The organism is Micromonospora fiedleri, from assembly GCF_016774385.1.
GTDB classification, from domain to species: Bacteria; Actinomycetota; Actinomycetes; order Mycobacteriales; family Micromonosporaceae; genus Micromonospora; species Micromonospora gifhornensis.
In genome coordinates this window covers 454,381-470,018 of record NZ_JAETXL010000005.1, presented here as the reverse complement: position 1 = coordinate 470,018, position 15,638 = coordinate 454,381, and the positions used below count along the sequence as shown (strand labels likewise).

Genomic DNA, 15,638 nt, shown 5'->3' with positions numbered 1-15,638 from the left:
GATGGCGGGAGCACACCGGCCAGCATAGGCGGCCCACCGCCGCTGTCGCATGGTCAGGCAGCCGGGCCTCGCCGTCGCGGCAGGTCCGCGTCGTCGGCCAGATCGAGCGTACGGTCGTCGTCGGTGCTCCGGTCCGCATCGGTGCCCGTACCCGCGTCCTCGTCCCGCCGGGCGTCCGGCGACCCGGTCGCCTCGCGCCCGCCGGTACCGGCCGTGTCCGAGCCTGCGGGGCTCGGAGCCTGCTCCGGTTGGTTGGCCTGTTTGCTGGAACGCAGCGCGCCGACGAGACCGAGGAGACCGATCAGGATCAGCCCGCCGGCGAGGAACCAGCCCACCGGTGGCAGGACGAGGCCGACCACCTGGGCGAGCAGCCACCAGGCGGCGAACGCGAGGAAGAGCAGCCCGAAGGCGAACGACACCAGGTCGGTGCGGTGTGCCCTCATCGGGTCACCTCCATCTTTCCGGCGTTGACGTGCAGGTTCAGGCGGAGCTTCCCGCCGCCCGGCCCGTCCGGACCGAGATCGACGATCTCCCTGCGGTGGTTGTCCCGGCCCCAGCCGCGCTGCTCACCGAAGATGTCCGCGTCGCCGGCGGTGACCTGGGTAACTGTCGTCACGTCCACGTTCGGTGGCACCAACACGGTGGCTTCACCGAAGTTGATGACGACGGTGACCTCGGTGTCCAGCTGGCTGAAGTCGATCGCGCGCAGGTCGAGCACCGCGTCGTCGAAGCTCTGCTCGTACCGCAGCGCCAGTTCGCGCTGGTTGGTCGGGGCCCAGACAACCGCGCCGTCGATGCCACCGAGCCGGTTGTACGACTCGGCGACGGTCGCCACCGCGAGCGCGGCGGCGGTGACCAGGCCGAGCGCGATCAGCCAGCGAGCCCGACCGAACCAGGTACCCACCAGCAGGCCGAGACCGATCACGGCGAGCGCCGCCGCGAAGTAGGCCGAGGCGCCGATCCCGAAGACGTTCAGCAGGTCGAGCACGACCACCAGACCGAGCGCGACGAAGATCAGCGAGAACGTCACCGCGCCGAGGGCGGACCGCTCGCGGGGCTTCTTCGGCGGTTTGGGCGGTGCCTGCGGAGGTGGTGGTGGCATGGTCCGGCTGGCGTACGGGCCGTGCGGGGCGAACGGGGGGCGGTACGTCGGCGGTAGCGGCGCGGGGGGCGGCGGGCCGAGCGGTGCGCTCTGCGTGCTCGTCGTCGGCCAGGGCGGCGTGGGGGAGGGAGGCATGTTCGGTTCTCTCGGTGCGGCAGTGGAGGGCGTACCGGGCGGGGGGACCGGGCCGTACGGCGGGATGTTGGTCCTGGTCTGGGTGCTGGCGGCGTACGCCGGTGAGTACACGCTGGGGGCGGGGTAGCTGACCGGCGGGACCGGTGCGCTCGGCGGTGTGGTCATCGGGGCCGGCTCGGGCTGCGTCTGGTGTTGCTGCCGGTTGAGCAGCAACGCCCCGCCGACCAGGATGGCCGCGCCGAGCAGCACCGCGCGGAACGCGTCGGTGACGATGTAGCCGAAGGCCACCGCGACCAGGATGCTGAGCACGATCACGGTGACCGGGGACATGCTGGATCTGCCCCGGCCCAGCATCGACTCGACCGGCGAGGCCGTGTCGCCCTCACCCGGGATGATCAACCAGCCGATGACGTAGATCAGGATGCCGACGCCACCGAAGAAGCCGAGCACCGCGAGCAGCACCCGCCAGAGCACCGGATCGGTGTTGGTGGCCCGACCGATGGCGGCGCAGACGCCGGCCAGGTAGCGACCGTCGCGCGGGCGGACGAGCCCGTACCGCGAGGTGAACCCGGCACCTCCGTACGGTCCGCCGGCACCGCCGTAAGGTCCCCCAGCATCTCCGTAGGGTCCGCCAGCACCGCCGGGAGGCGGCGGGGCGCCGGGCGAGCCGCCGCTGGGGGGTGGTGAGGCGGTCTGGTCGTACCTGGGCGGGCTTGCCGGACCGGGCCCGACGGGCGCTGTGGGGGCGCTGGAGGGGGTCTGCGCGGTGGGCATCCGTGGTGGGGTGCCCGGTGCTGCCGTGTCGTCCCCGGTCGTGCCCGATGCGGCGGCCGGGCCGGGCGATGCGGTCGGCGGTGTCGTGCCCGCGTCCGTCGGCTCCGGTCGGTTCGGCTGCACAGCGTCGTCGGTCATGCCTTCGATCCTGCGCGGCTCGATGCCTGAACGACCTCCGGATGCGACCCTGACCCCACCCTGAGATCCTGCGCCCCGCAATCTCCGGGGCGTCCCCGTGGTCGGCTGTTCCCCCTGCATGTGACGATCAACCTGGGCCGGAACCCCACCGCATCCGGCGCAGGTCCTGCCCAGGGAGTCCGTGATCAGTACCGTGAGTCAGCCACCCCGTCTCTACCGAGACCCGAAGGACCGCATGGCCGCCGGGGTGGCCGCCGGCATCGCCGAGCACCTCGGCGTCCCGGTGGTCCGGGTCCGGGTCGCCTTCATGGTGCTGCTCGGCCTGAGCGGCCTCGGTCTGCTGCTGTACGCCGCCTTCTGGGCCGTCGTTCCGCTGCGTCCCGGTGACACCGCGGCGCCACCGCGTCGGGACGTCACCCAACTGCTGCCGTTCGTGGCGATCGGGCTGGGCGTACTGCTGATCCAGGTGTTGGTCTTCGACTCGGTCGGGGTGGCCGGCACGGCCGGCTGGCTGGTCGCGATCATCGCGGTCGGCGCCGGAGTGATATGGCACCAGTCCGGGCCGGAGCGGCGGCGTCAGTGGAACGAGTCGATGCCGGTGCCGTGGCTCAGCGCGGTGGTCGAGGAGAGCGACCGGCGGGCCTTCGTGCTCCGCTTCGTCGGTGGTGGGGTGCTGGTCGCGGTCGGCATCATCGGGGTCGCTGCCGTGTACTCCCCGGCCCAGAACCTCGATGCCGTGGTCAACGGGGTCATCTTCGCCCTGGTCGGGTTGGCCGGGGTGGGAGTGGTGGCCGCGCCGGTGCTCTGGCGGACCTGGAACCAGCTCCGGTCGGAGCGGGAGGGCCGCATCCGCGAGCAGGAGCGGGCCGAGCTGGCGGCCATGGTACACGACCAGGTGCTGCACACCCTGGCGTTGATCCAGCGCAACGCCAGTGACGTCAAGATGGTGCAGCGGCTCGCCCGGGGCCAGGAGCGCTCGTTGCGCAACTGGCTCTACAAGCCCACCGCGTCGCCGACGGAACGCTTCGCGGCCGCACTGGAGCAGGCGGCGGCCGAGGTCGAGGACACCTTCGCGATCACGGTCGAGGCGGTGGTGGTCGGCGACCGGGAGACCGACGAGCGGGTGGGCGCGTTGGTCGCCGCCGCCCGCGAGGCGCTGGTGAACGCCGCCCGGCACGCCGGGGTGCAGACCGTCTCGCTGTACGCCGAGGTCGAACCCGACCAGGTCAGTGTCTTCGTACGGGACCGGGGTGCCGGGTTCGACCCGGATACCGTGGAGGATCACCGGCACGGGGTCCGAGGCTCGATCATCGGACGGATGAAGCGGCACGGCGGCCGGGCGGAGATCCGCTCCCGGCCGGGGGAGGGGACCGAGGTCCGGTTGATCTTGCCGATCGCCCGGGACTCGGCCACTGCGGAGAGGGACAGATGATGGCTGAGCAGTCGACGCCACCGGTGGAGCCGAACGACGCCGGAGCGCAGCGGTTGCGGGTGTTTCTGGTCGACGACCACGCCATGTTCCGGGCCGGCGTCCGCGCTGAGCTGGGGGCACACGTCGAGGTGGTCGGCGAGGCGAGCACGGTGGCCGAGGCGGTCAGCCGGATCGCCGCCGCCGAACCCGACGTCGTCCTGCTCGACGTACACATGCCGGACGGCGGCGGTCGGGCGGTGCTGGAGGCGATGCGGCGCAGCCACCCACAGGTGCGTTTCCTGGCGCTCAGCGTCTCCGACGCCGCGGAGGACGTGATCGGGCTGATCCGGGCCGGTGCCCGCGGCTACGTGACCAAGACCATCTCCCCGGACGAGCTGGCCGCGGCGATCCGCCGGGTGGCCGACGGGGACGCGGTGTTCAGCCCGCGGCTGGCCGGCTTCGTGCTGGACGCCTTCGCCGCCCGCCCGGACGCCCCGGTCGCGGATCCCGAGCTGGACCAGCTGACCAACCGGGAACGCGAGGTGCTGCGGCTGCTGGCCCGTGGGTACGCGTACAAGGAGATCGCCCGGGAGCTCTACATCTCGATCAAGACGGTGGAGACGCACGTCTCGAACGTGTTGCGCAAGCTCCAGATGTCCAACCGGTACGAGCTGTCCCGGTGGGCGGCGGACCGGCGACTCGTCTGACTGATCGGCGGGGCCGGGGGATCGATCACCCGGGTGGTCTGTGTGCCGTCACGTCTGGCTGCCACCTCCTACTTTCGGGTAGGCTGCGGCTACAAGTGGCCGGACTCACGTTCTGATTTCCCGCCATCACAGAGATCAACAACGCCCCGCTGCCAATCCCCCGTTCGGGCGCGAAAAGCTGTTGACGGGCAGGTCATACCATGCGTCTGGGGTGACATGAATTCGCCTCCAGGTGGATGTCGGCACCGTCCCGGGCGGGTATCGGCTTGATAACACGCCTTCCGGCCTGGGCGCATCGAGTGTCACAGTGGCAGGCACCTCACAACCCCCTCGTGAGCCGAGCGCCCTGAGGAGGCACTCCCATGCGCGGGAAATTCCTGAAGGTGGCGGTCGCGGCGACCGCCACCGCCATGTTGGCCACCGCCTGCGGCGGCGGTAGCGACAACGACAACGACGACGCCGCCTCCACCGGTGGCACGTTGCGCGTCTACAACGCGGAGCCGGCGTTCCTGACGCCCTCCGGTGGTGACGACGAGCCGTCGCTGTACGTGATCCGTTCGCTCTTCCGCGGTCTGGTGAAGTACAACGCCCAGACCTCCGCTGTCGAGATGGACCTGGCCGAGTCGGTCGAGTCGGACGACCAGAAGCTCTGGACCATCAAGATCAAGAGCGGCTACACCTTCGACAACGGCGAGCCCGTCAACGCCGACGCCTTCATCCGTTCCTGGAACTTCGCGGCCTACAGCCCGAACGCCCAGAACAACGGTTACTTCATGAAGCGCATCGCCGGGATCAAGGACGTCCAGTCCGCCGACCCGGACGGCGACGGCCCGCAGAAGGCCCCGGAGCCGAAGGCCAAGGAGCTCTCCGGCCTCAAGAAGGTCGACGACCTGACCTTCACCGTCGAGCTGGAGGCTCCGTTCTCCGGCTTCCCGACCACCATCGGCTACCCGGGCTTCTTCCCGATGGCCGAGGCGTGCGTCGCCGACATCGCGGCCTGCAACGAGAAGCCGATCGGTAACGGCCCGTACAAGATGGACGGCAGCTGGCAGCACAACGTTGCGATCAACGTGGTTCGCAGCGACACCTGGAAGGGTGAGCCCGGCAAGCCGGACCGCATCGAGTACCGCATCTTCGCCGACGTCGACGCCGGTTACGCCGCCTTCCAGGCCGGCGAGCTGGACGTGATGTACACCGTGCCGCCGGCCCGCTACAAGGAGGCCAAGGCCACCTACGGCGACCGCATGTACGAGCAGCCGGGTGACAGCTTCACCTACGTCGGCATGCCGCTGTACCAGGACAACTTCAAGGACAAGCGGATCCGTCAGGCGCTCTCGCTGTCGATCGACCGCCAGTCGATCATCGACGCCGTCTTCGACGGCCGGTTCACCCCGGCCACCGGCTTCGTCGCCCCGACCTTCGAGGGTGCCCGCGCCGACGTCTGCAAGTACTGCAAGAAGGACGTCGAGAAGGCCAAGCAGCTGCTCGCCGAGGCTGGCGGCTGGCCGGCCGGTCAGAAGCTGATCCTGTGGGCCAACGCCGGTGCCGGTCACGACCAGTGGCTGCAGGCCGTCGGTGACCAGATCAAGGAAGCCCTGGGTATCGACTACGAGTTGAAGGTCAACCTGCAGTTCGCCGAGTACCTCGAGACTGCCGACCAGAAGAAGTTCACCGGTGGATTCCGGCTCGGCTGGGGCCCGGACTACCCGTTCATGGAGACCTTCCTCTACCCGCTGTACGGCACCGGCTCGGGCAGCAACAACTCGACCTACAGCAACCCGGAGTTCGACGCCGCGATGAAGGAGGGTGACTCGGCCGACTCGATCCAGGCCGCGATCCCGTCCTACCAGAAGGCGGAGGACCTGGTCGGTGAGGACCTGCCGGTCATCCCGATGTGGTTCAACAAGGTTGGTGCCCTCTACAGCGAGAACGTCGACCAGTTCGTCTGGAACGCCGTTTCCGACGCGGACTACGCAGCGACCTCTCTGAAGTAGAAGTGAGCTTCAGGCTCCTGACCCAGCCGTAATACGACGTGGCGGTAACGGTCACCTCACCAGGGTGATCGTTGCCGCCACGTCAGCGCCGAGAGGAGACCCCGAGATGGGGCGCTACGTCATTCGACGGTTGCTCCAGTTCATTCCCACCGTGCTGGGCACCATGTTCCTGCTCCACTACATGACTTCGCTGGCGATCCAGTTCAGTGGGAACCCGGTCCGGGCGATCTTCGGTGACCGGACCCCGCCGCCCGCGCTGTTGCAGGCGATCACCGAGCGACTCGGCTACGGTGACCCATGCCTCGACCAGAAGGGCAACCCCTGTTTCGGGCTCTTCCTGGACCGGCTCCAGAACATCTTCTTCCACTTCGATTTCGGCATCAACCTGCGTCAGCGTCCGGTGACGGAGTTGGTGGCCGACGCCATCCCGTTCACCCTCAAGCTGCTGGTGATCGCGATCGTCTTCGAGGCGGTCGTGGGTATCGCCGCCGGTGTGCTGGCCGGTCTGCGCGGCGGCAGCTTCCTCGACTACATGGTCAAGATCAGCACGGTCTTCATCATCTCGGTGCCGATCTTCGTGCTCGGCGTGGTGGTGCGGGAGTTCGTCGGCGTCAAGTTCGGTAACATCCTGCGAGGCCAGGACTGGATCCCTGACCTGATCTCCGTCGGAGTGTTCACCCCCGGCTTCAAGCCCGACTATCCGTTCGCCAGCTTGATCATTCCCGGCATGGTCCTCGGTGCGGTCTCGCTGGCCACCACGGCTCGGCTGACCCGGACCAGCATCATGGAGAACATCCGGGCCGACTACGTCCGGACCGCCAAGGCCAAGGGGCTGACGAACAAGCGGGTCATCGGCGTGCACACGCTGCGCAACTCGCTGATTCCGGTGATCACCTTCCTCGGCGTCGACATCGGTGCGGCGATGGCCGGTGCGGTGGTCACGGAAACGATCTTCAACGTTCCCGGCATCGGTCGACTGGTGACCTTCTCCGCCCGTACCGGCGAATCGTCAGTCGTGGTCGGTGTGGTGACCATGCTCGTGCTGGTCGTCCTGGTCGCCAACCTGCTGGTCGACCTCCTGTACGCCGTGCTCGACCCGAGGATCCGCTATGAGTGACCGAATCGTGGTGACGACGCGGACCGTACGGGCATCCGACCGCCTCCGGTGGCCGGCTGGAGCGAAACGAGGTGTGGACATGAGTGAGCGGATCATCAAGCTCAGTGTGGCGGTGCCTCATGGCGGCGCGGAGCGAAGCGGGGTGCCGGCATGAGCGACCTGACGAGTGCGGGTGCGGCCGTCGGCGGCGCGCCGGTCGGCGGTGACGGCCCGACGACGGAGGCCACGACCGGCGGCAGCGGCAAGGAGCGCAGTGCCAGCCTGTGGGCGGATGCCCGGCGGCAGCTGGTCCGCGACCCGGTCTTCGTGATCGCCTCCCTCTACATCCTCGCGGTCGGCTCGATGGCCGCCTTCCCGTGGCTCTGGACCAGCCAGGACCCGCGTAACTGCAGCACCGACCGGTCTCGGATCTCGCCGAGCTGGGAGCACCCCTTCGGGTACGACATCCTGGGTTGCGACTACTACTCGCACGCCATCTACGGCGCCCGGCCCTCGATGGTGATCGCGGTGATGGCGACCTCCGCCATCGTGATCGTCGGCGGCCTGCTCGGTCTGCTGGCCGGCTACTACGGTGGCTGGGTCGACGCGATCATCTCGCGCATCATGGACATCTTCTTCTCGCTGCCGTTCCTGCTCGGCGCGATCGTGTTCCTGACCGTGATCAAGCGGCAGAACATCTGGACCATCACGATGGTGTTGTTCCTGCTGGCCTGGCCGACCATCGCCCGGATCATCCGAGGCAGCGTGATCTCCTCGAAGGATCTGGACTACGTGCACGCGGCGAAGGCGGTCGGTGCCCGCAACTCGCGGCTGATGTTCCGGCACATCCTGCCGAACGCGATCGCCCCGATGCTGGTGTACGCCACCATCGTGCTCGGCTCGTTCGTCGCCGCGGAGGCCACGCTCACCTTCCTCGGTGTCGGGCTCCAGCCGCCGGCCCAGTCGTGGGGCATCATGATCTCGGTCCACCAGGTCTACTTCCTGGAGGATCCGTGGCTGCTGCTCTTCCCCTGCGGCCTGCTGATCGGCACGGTGCTGTCCTTCATCCTCATGGGTGACGCCCTGCGTGACGCCCTCGACCCGAAGTTCCGGTGAGGCATGAGCACTGATGTGAACGTCAAGTTGGACGCGCTGCCGGGCCTGGACCCGAACGCGCTGCCACTGGAGGTCAAGAACCTTCAGGTGGAGTTCCGTACCCGTAACGGCATCGCCCACGCGGTCAACGGGGTGAGCTTCGACGTGCGGGCCGGCGAGACCCGGGCGATCCTCGGCGAGTCGGGCTGCGGCAAGAGCGTGACCGCTCAGGCGATCATGGGCATCCTGGACAGCCCGCCCGGGTTCATCACCGGTGGAGAGATCCTCTACCGGGGTGTCGACCTGCTCAAGCTGCCCGAGGCGCAGCGCCGCAAGGTCCGGGCCAACCGGATCGCGATGATCTTCCAGGACGCGTTGTCCGCGCTGAATCCGGTCTTCACCGTCGGGTTCCAGCTCGCCGAGCTGTTCCGCAAGCACCGGGGCATGTCCCGCCAGGACGCCAAGGCCCGCGCCGTCGAGCTGCTCGACCTGGTCAAGATCCCGGCGGCGAAGCAGCGGGTGAACGACTACCCGCACCAGTTCTCCGGGGGCATGCGGCAGCGCGTGATGATCGCGATGGCGCTGGCGCTCGACCCCGAGGTGCTGATCGCCGACGAGCCGACCACCGCGTTGGACGTGACCGTGCAGGCCCAGATCATGGCCCTGCTGGCCGAGCTCCAGCAGGAGCGGAACATGGCCCTGGTGCTGATCACCCACGACATGGGTGTGGTCGCCGACGTGGCGGACCGGATCTCGGTCATGTACGCCGGTCGGGTCATCGAGGAAGCCGGCGTGAACGACATCTACGCCAGCCCGGCCCACCCGTACACCAAGGGTCTGTTGGAGTCGATCCCGCGCCTGGACCTCAAGGGCCAGGAACTCAGCGCCATCAAGGGCCTGCCCCCGGCGCTGACCAACATCCCGCCGGGCTGCGCCTTCAACCCCCGCTGCCGGTACGCACAGGACGTCTGCCGCCAGAACCCGGGGCCGCCGCTGTATCAGGTGACGCCGAGCCGTACGTCGGCCTGCCACTTCTGGAAGGAGGTCAAGGGCGATGAGTGACTACGTGCTGGAGACCCGCGACCTGGTGAAGCACTTCCCGCTGACCCAGGGGATCGTCTTCAAGAAGCAGATCGGCGCGGTGCGGGCCGTCGACGGCGTCAACCTGCAACTGCGCCGAGGGGAGACCCTCGGTGTCGTCGGCGAGTCCGGCTGCGGCAAGTCGACCCTGGCCCGGATGCTGGTCGGGCTGGAGACGCCGACCTCCGGTGACCTGTTCGTGCAGGGCCGCAACATGGCCAGGGTCGGCGCCGAGGAACGGCGACGGGGCCGGCGCAACATCCAGCTGGTCATGCAGGACCCGTACACCTCGCTGAACCCCCGGATGACCGTCGGTGACATCATCGGCGAGCCGTTCGAGGTGCACCCGGACGTGGTGCCCAAGGGGCAGCGGCGGGGCAAGGTGCAGGAACTGCTGGAGCTGGTCGGTCTCAACCCCGACCACATCAACCGGTACCCGCACCAGTTCTCCGGCGGTCAGCGGCAGCGCATCGGCATCGCCCGGGCCCTGGCGCTCAACCCGGAGATCATCCTCTGTGACGAGCCGGTGTCGGCGCTGGACGTCTCCATCCAGGCCCAGGTGATCAACCTGCTGGAGAAGCTCCAGAACGAGCTGGGTCTGTCGTACATCTTCATCGCCCACGACCTGTCCGTGGTCCGGCACATCGCCGACCGGGTCGCGGTGATGTACCTCGGCAAGATCGTCGAGGTCGGCACCGAGGACGAGATCTACGAGACGCCCACGCATCCGTACACCCAGGCGCTGCTGTCGGCGGTGCCGGTGCCGGACCCGACGCTGCGTGGGCAGCGCGACCAGATCGTGCTCACCGGCGACGTGCCCTCGCCGGCCAACCCGCCGTCGGGTTGCCGGTTCCGCACCCGCTGCTGGAAGGCTCAGGACATCTGCGCCGAGCAGGAGCCGCTGTTGGAGGTTCGGGACAAGTCCGGCCACCCGAGCGCCTGCCACTTCGCCGAGGTACGCGACGTGGTGCACGCGACGGAGTAGCCGCACAGACGCCGCCGCCCCGACCATCCGTACGGGATCGGCGGTAAGGGTAAGTGCCTCCTCAGTGATCCGGGGCGTCGGCCGTCACCAGCGGCCGGCGTCCCGGATTCCTGTATCGCCGAGCACTACGCGGTCGGCGCGGGCGCGGCCGGTCAGAGCGGCCCACGGCCGGCGCGCAGCAGCAGCAGGGCGAGCTGGGTGCCGTCGGCCCCGAGGGCGCTGCGGAACCGCTCCAGGATCTCCTGCTCGCGGGAGAGCACCAGCCGGGTGCCGCCGGAGGCCATCCGGGTCGCGCCCACCTCACGGGACAGTTCGGCCCGTTCCTGCCACAACTCGATGAGCGTTCGGTCGATCTCGTCGATCCGGGTCCGGATCTCGACGATCCGGGCCGCGGCCATCGGCTCCGTGGTTCCGGTACCCGGCTCCGCCGAGTCGGGTGTGCCGGCCGCCCCGGTGCGGTCGGGGGCCATGCCGGAACCGGCCGGGACGCCACTCTGTTCCATCACGTCTGACATCTTCGGGTACCTCTCAGAGTCTGGTGCCCGCTGCCCGGATCCCGGGACGAAAAAAGCCCCGGGCTCCGTGAGCCCGGGGCTTTCGTAGGTCTGATTGATCAGGCGCGACCTACGGCAGCCGGACTCCCGGTGCCGTAGTAAAAGTAGAAGCGCTGATCGAACATGTCGTCGAGTATGCCGCCCGCGTCGGGCGGTGCGCAAGCGAACGACCGTCACACGCTGCGAGAACGCGGCTGTCAGCGGCCCGGCCCGGTGCAGTGGGGAGCGCTGCGACACCGCCAAGGCGGGCGGTGTCGGGCCGGCGGCATAGACTCGCTCTGCGATGCATCCTCTCTTCGACATCCCCGTGTCCTCGCCCGCGCCCGAGCCGCCGCCGCGCCGGGTCGCCGCGCCGGGCCGCCTCGACCCGTTGCAACTGGTGGAGGGCCTCAACGGTCCGCAACGGGACGCGGTCACGCACGCGGGATCGCCGCTGTTGATCGTCGCCGGCGCGGGCTCGGGCAAGACCCGGGTGCTGACCCACCGGATCGCCTACCTGCTCGCCGCCCGGGACGTGCATCCCGGCGAGATCATCGCGATCACCTTCACCAACAAGGCCGCCGGTGAGATGAAGGAGCGGGTGGCCAAACTGGTCGGGCCGCGCGCCCGGCTGATGTGGGTTTCCACCTTCCACTCGGCCTGTGTCCGAATCCTGCGGGCCGAGCACGAGCACGCCGGTCTGAAGTCGACCTTCTCGATCTACGATGCCGACGACTCCCGCCGGCTGATGCAGATGGTCGCCCGCGAGCTGGATCTCGACCCCAAGCGCTACCCGGCTCGGGGGCTGGCCGCCCAGGTCTCCAACCTGAAGAACGAGCTCGTCGATCCGGAGGCCTTCGCCGCCCGCGCCTCCGGGCCCAACGAGCGGGCGCTGGCCGAGGCGTACACGCTCTATCAGCGGCGGCTGCGCGAGGCACACGCCCTCGACTTCGACGATCTGATCATGACGACGGTGCATCTGCTCCAGTCGCATCCGCACGTCGCCGAGACCTACCGGCGCCGGTTCCGGCACGTCCTGGTCGACGAGTACCAGGACACCAACCACGCGCAGTACGTCCTGATCAAGGAGCTGGTCTCCGGCACCGAAGGGCTCGAACCGGCCGAGCTGTGCGTGGTCGGCGACGCGGACCAGTCGATCTACGCCTTCCGGGGCGCGACGATCCGCAACATCCTGGAGTTCGAGCGCGACTTCGCCGACGCCCGCACCATCCTGCTGGAGCAGAACTACCGCTCCACCCAGACCATCCTGAACGCCGCGAACGCGGTGATCGACCGCAACACCTCCCGTAAGCCGAAGCGGCTGTGGAGCGACGCCGGCACGGGTGAGCCGATCGTCGCGTACGTCGCCGACACCGAGCACGCCGAGGCCGACTGGGTGGCCCGGGAGATCGACCGGCTGGTCGACGACGGCGAGACCCGACCGGGCGACGTGGCGGTCTTCTACCGCACCAACGCCCAGTCCCGGGTCTTCGAGGAGGTGTTCATCCGGGTCGGCCTGCCGTACAAGGTCGTCGGCGGGGTGCGCTTCTACGAGCGCAAGGAGGTCCGGGACGCGCTGGCCTACCTGCGCGCGGTGGTCAACGACGACGACACGGTCAGCCTGCGCCGCATCCTCAACACCCCGCGCCGGGGCATCGGCGAGCGGGCCGAGGCGTGCGTGGAGGCGTTGGCCAGCCGGGACCGGATCTCGTTCGGTGCCGCGTTGCGCCGGGCCAAGGACGCGCCGGGCATCTCCAGCCGGGCGGCGAACGGCATCGCCGACTTCGTGGCGCTGCTCGACTCCGCCCGGGAGCTGGCTGTCGACGGCACCCCGGAAGAGGTGCTGGAGGCGGTGCTGACCCGCTCGGGATACCTGACCGAGCTGGAGGAGAGCCTCGACCCGCAGGACGCCGGGCGGGTGGACAACCTCCAGGAACTCGTCAGCGTCGCCCGCGAGTACACCGAGCGGATCGAGTCGACCGGCGAGGAGGGGGAGCGGGCCACCCTGGCCGGTTTCCTGGAGCAGGTCGCGCTGGTCGCCGACGCCGACCAGGTGCCGACCGACGACCCGGACCACCAGGGCGTGGTCACTTTGATGACCCTGCACACCGCCAAGGGCCTGGAGTTCCCGGTGGTCTTCCTGACCGGGCTGGAGGACGGCGTCTTCCCACACCTGCGGTCGCTCGGCGACACCCGGGAGCTGGAGGAGGAGCGTCGGCTGGCGTACGTCGGCATCACCCGCGCCCGGCAGCGGCTCTACCTCTCCCGGGCGGTGACCCGGTCGGCCTGGGGGCAGCCGTCCTACAACCCGCCGTCGCGGTTCGTCGAGGAGTTGCCGCCGGAGCTGGTGCGCTGGGAGCGCACCGAGGGGTCGTACACCTCGTGGGGTGGCGGTGGCGGCGGCGTGGGTGGTCGCGCGGAGCGCACACCCGGCGGGCGCGGCACCTTCTCCGGGGGTACGCCCCGGGCGGTGCAGTTGGCGCGCAAGCTCGGCGTGGACGGCAGCCGCCTGGCCACCGCGAGCGAACTGCCGCAGGGGCCGAAGGTCGTCGCCGGGGACCGGGTCAACCACCAGCGGTACGGCCTGGGCCGGGTGGTCACCGTGGAGGGGCACGGCCCGAGCGCCCGAGCGCAGATCGACTTCGGTGACCAGACGCTCTGGCTGGTGCTGCGGCACGCCCCCATCGACAAGCTCTGAGCCCGCCGACCGTCGCTGATCACCACCGGGCACCGGAGCCGCTCCGGCTGCGCTATCGTCGGAGCATGCACTCGTGCGCCTTCTCGATGAAGCCCTGGTTCCGCCGCTGACGGCGGCAGGGTTGACCGGCTTTTCCTGAGCGAGCTCTGTTCCGCCGTCCTGGTGTTCCCGCCGGGCGGCGTCTTCGTGCTGCCCGGCTCCATGACGAGCCGAAGAGCAGACACATGAGCATGAGTAAGTTGCATCCCGCCGGCCAGCTGCCGGCAGGCCACCGGGCGCACGTACGGGCGGACGGCATCCGGGTGGTACGCGGTGGGCGGGTCGTGCTGTCCGACGTCAGCGTGACCGTTTCGGCCCGGTCCCGCCTGGCCATCGTCGGCGAGAACGGCCGGGGCAAGACGACGCTGCTGCACGTACTGGCCGGATTGTCGGCACCTGATCAGGGCACGGTGGACCGGGCCGGCACGATCGGCCTGGCCGAGCAGGCGCTCCAGGCACGCGACGGCGAGACGGTCGGCACCCTCGTCGCGGCCGCGACCCGCGAGTCCCGCCGCGCGTTGCGGGCGCTCGACGACGCCACGGCGGCGCTGACCGAGGGGCTGGCCGGCGCGGCGGACGCCTACGCCACCGCGCTCGACGCGGCCACCCGACTCGACGCCTGGGACGCCGAGCGGCGCGTCGACGTGGCGCTGGCCGGGCTGGACGCCTGCACCGACCGGCAGCGTCCGCTGGCCACGCTCTCGGTCGGTCAGCGTTACCGGGTCCGCCTGGCCTGCCTGTTGGGGGCGCGCTACGACCTGCTGATGCTGGACGAGCCGACCAACCACCTCGACGCCAATGGCCTGGCGTTTCTCACCGCACGGTTGCGCGAGCATCCGGGCGGGGTCGTGGTCGTGACGCACGACCGGGCGCTGCTGCGCGACGTGGCCGTGGAGTTCCTGGACCTCGACCCCAGCGAGGACGGCCGACCGCGGCTGTTCGCCGGCGGGTACGCCGGTTGGCAGGAGGGGCGGCGTCGGGAACGCGAACGCTGGGAACGGGAGTACGAGGCGCAGCAGGTCGAGCATCAGCGGCTGGCCGAGGCGGTGAACGAGGCGCAGCAACGGCTGAGCACGGGTTGGCGTCCGGAGAAAGGCCACGGCAAACACCAGCGCCAGTCCCGCGCCCCCGGTGTCGTCCAGGCACTGCGGCGCCGGCAGGAGGACCTCGCGGCCCACCAGCTGACCGTGCCGCAGCCGCCGCTGCGACTGCGCTGGCCCGCACTCGGCACCCGGACGGGGTCACCGATCCTGCGCTGCGCCGCCGTCACGGTGACCGGGCGGCTGCGGCGCGCCGTCACCCTCACCATCGACGGCGGGGACCGGCTGCTGGTGACCGGCCCCAACGGGGCGGGCAAGTCGACGCTGCTCGCGGTGCTGGCCAGGCAGCTCGAACCGTCCACCGGCGAGGTCCGTCACCTGCCGCAGGCCCGGGTCGCGTTGCTCGGGCAGGAGGTGCCGGACTGGCCGTCGGACGTCCTCGCGCACGAGTTGTACGACCGGTACGTCGGCCGACTCCAGTCCGCGGGGCGACTCGGCGACCGGGACCGGCTGCCGCTGACCGCGACCAACCTGCTCGACCGGGAGGCCCTGCGGACCCCGGTGGGGCGGATGTCCCAGGGGCAGCAACGCCGGTTGAACCTCGCGCTGCGACTCGCCGAACGGCCGGACCTGCTGATCCTCGACGAGCCCACCAACCACCTGTCGGCACCGCTTGTCGACGAGATGACCGCCGCCCTGCGGGAGACCTCGGCGGCCGTGGTCGTCGCCACCCATGACCGGCAGATGCTCGTCGACCTCGCCGACTGGCCCGTCCTGTCGCTCGCCGACCCGCCGGAGGTGCCCTGACGCC

The 15,638-nt window shown here is 69.8% G+C and carries 12 protein-coding genes; 9 read left to right on the top strand and 3 right to left on the bottom strand.

Going from position 1 to position 15,638, the window contains the following annotated elements; all coding sequences use genetic code 11:
- Positions 1 to 53: 53 nt before the first annotated feature.
- Complete coding sequence (locus JMF97_RS32345; protein ID WP_203222331.1) at positions 54 to 443, bottom strand: hypothetical protein; 390 nt, start codon at positions 441 to 443, stop codon at positions 54 to 56.
- Positions 440 to 2,149 (bottom strand): PspC domain-containing protein, encoded by a 1,710-nt coding sequence (locus tag JMF97_RS16245; protein ID WP_203222330.1) that lies wholly within the window; start codon positions 2,147 to 2,149, stop codon positions 440 to 442. Before JMF97_RS16245 ends, JMF97_RS32345 begins: the two co-directional genes overlap by 4 nt.
- Positions 2,150 to 2,342: 193 nt before the next feature.
- On the opposite strand from JMF97_RS16245, the gene JMF97_RS16240 reads away from it, so the two are divergent.
- The 7 genes from JMF97_RS16240 to JMF97_RS16210 all read left to right on the top strand — a co-directional run bounded on the left by JMF97_RS16240 (position 2,343) and on the right by JMF97_RS16210 (position 10,517).
- Positions 2,343 to 3,581, top strand: a complete 1,239-nt coding sequence (locus JMF97_RS16240; protein ID WP_415878021.1) for a PspC domain-containing protein — start codon at positions 2,343 to 2,345, stop codon at positions 3,579 to 3,581.
- Complete coding sequence (locus JMF97_RS16235; RefSeq protein WP_203222329.1) at positions 3,581 to 4,267, top strand: response regulator; 687 nt, start codon at positions 3,581 to 3,583, stop codon at positions 4,265 to 4,267. Before JMF97_RS16240 ends, JMF97_RS16235 begins: the two co-directional genes overlap by 1 nt.
- Positions 4,268 to 4,629: 362 nt before the next feature.
- The gene (locus JMF97_RS16230; RefSeq protein WP_203222328.1) at positions 4,630 to 6,261 is read left to right on the top strand and encodes a peptide ABC transporter substrate-binding protein; all 1,632 of its coding nucleotides are present in this window, start codon (positions 4,630 to 4,632) and stop codon (positions 6,259 to 6,261) included.
- A 106-nt stretch (positions 6,262 to 6,367) separates the two neighbouring features.
- Positions 6,368 to 7,378 (top strand): ABC transporter permease, encoded by a 1,011-nt coding sequence (locus JMF97_RS16225; protein ID WP_013735852.1) that lies wholly within the window; start codon positions 6,368 to 6,370, stop codon positions 7,376 to 7,378.
- Between the two features lie 150 nt (positions 7,379 to 7,528).
- Positions 7,529 to 8,473 carry an ABC transporter permease gene (locus JMF97_RS16220; protein WP_203222327.1) on the top strand — a complete coding sequence of 315 codons (945 nt, stop codon included), beginning with the start codon at positions 7,529 to 7,531 and terminating at the stop codon, positions 8,471 to 8,473.
- Positions 8,474 to 8,476: 3 nt separating this feature from the next.
- Positions 8,477 to 9,514 carry an ABC transporter ATP-binding protein gene (locus tag JMF97_RS16215; protein ID WP_203222326.1) on the top strand — a complete coding sequence of 346 codons (1,038 nt, stop codon included), beginning with the start codon at positions 8,477 to 8,479 and terminating at the stop codon, positions 9,512 to 9,514.
- Positions 9,507 to 10,517, top strand: coding sequence for an ABC transporter ATP-binding protein (locus JMF97_RS16210; protein WP_203222325.1), 1,011 nt, complete (start codon positions 9,507 to 9,509; stop codon positions 10,515 to 10,517). Before JMF97_RS16215 ends, JMF97_RS16210 begins: the two co-directional genes overlap by 8 nt.
- Before the next feature lie 152 nt (positions 10,518 to 10,669).
- Here the strand turns inward: JMF97_RS16210 and JMF97_RS16205 are convergent, their stop codons facing one another.
- Positions 10,670 to 10,987 carry a chorismate mutase gene (locus JMF97_RS16205; RefSeq protein WP_203222452.1) on the bottom strand — a complete coding sequence of 106 codons (318 nt, stop codon included), beginning with the start codon at positions 10,985 to 10,987 and terminating at the stop codon, positions 10,670 to 10,672.
- Between the two features lie 367 nt (positions 10,988 to 11,354).
- On the opposite strand from JMF97_RS16205, the gene pcrA reads away from it, so the two are divergent.
- Together pcrA and JMF97_RS16195 are read left to right on the top strand one after the other, a co-directional pair.
- On the top strand, positions 11,355 to 13,748 hold the full coding sequence (gene pcrA / locus JMF97_RS16200) for a DNA helicase PcrA (RefSeq protein WP_203222324.1): 2,394 nt from the start codon (positions 11,355 to 11,357) through the stop codon (positions 13,746 to 13,748).
- A gap of 224 nt (positions 13,749 to 13,972) precedes the next feature.
- Complete coding sequence (locus tag JMF97_RS16195) at positions 13,973 to 15,634, top strand: ATP-binding cassette domain-containing protein (protein ID WP_238359443.1); 1,662 nt, start codon at positions 13,973 to 13,975, stop codon at positions 15,632 to 15,634.
- Positions 15,635 to 15,638 lie beyond the last annotated feature (4 nt).

Coding starts and splice junctions, on each gene's coding strand:
- JMF97_RS16195 (WP_238359443.1), top strand. CDS start 13,973: ATGAGCATGAGTAAGTTGCATCCCGCCGGCCAGCTGCCGGCAGGCCAC.
- JMF97_RS32345 (WP_203222331.1), bottom strand. CDS start 443: ATGAGGGCACACCGCACCGACCTGGTGTCGTTCGCCTTCGGGCTGCTC.
- JMF97_RS16235 (WP_203222329.1), top strand. CDS start 3,581: ATGGCTGAGCAGTCGACGCCACCGGTGGAGCCGAACGACGCCGGAGCG.
- JMF97_RS16245 (WP_203222330.1), bottom strand. CDS start 2,149: ATGACCGACGACGCTGTGCAGCCGAACCGACCGGAGCCGACGGACGCG.
- JMF97_RS16215 (WP_203222326.1), top strand. CDS start 8,477: ATGAGCACTGATGTGAACGTCAAGTTGGACGCGCTGCCGGGCCTGGAC.
- JMF97_RS16205 (WP_203222452.1), bottom strand. CDS start 10,987: ATGGCCCCCGACCGCACCGGGGCGGCCGGCACACCCGACTCGGCGGAG.
- JMF97_RS16230 (WP_203222328.1), top strand. CDS start 4,630: ATGCGCGGGAAATTCCTGAAGGTGGCGGTCGCGGCGACCGCCACCGCC.
- JMF97_RS16210 (WP_203222325.1), top strand. CDS start 9,507: ATGAGTGACTACGTGCTGGAGACCCGCGACCTGGTGAAGCACTTCCCG.
- pcrA (WP_203222324.1), top strand. CDS start 11,355: ATGCATCCTCTCTTCGACATCCCCGTGTCCTCGCCCGCGCCCGAGCCG.
- JMF97_RS16220 (WP_203222327.1), top strand. CDS start 7,529: ATGAGCGACCTGACGAGTGCGGGTGCGGCCGTCGGCGGCGCGCCGGTC.
- JMF97_RS16225 (WP_013735852.1), top strand. CDS start 6,368: ATGGGGCGCTACGTCATTCGACGGTTGCTCCAGTTCATTCCCACCGTG.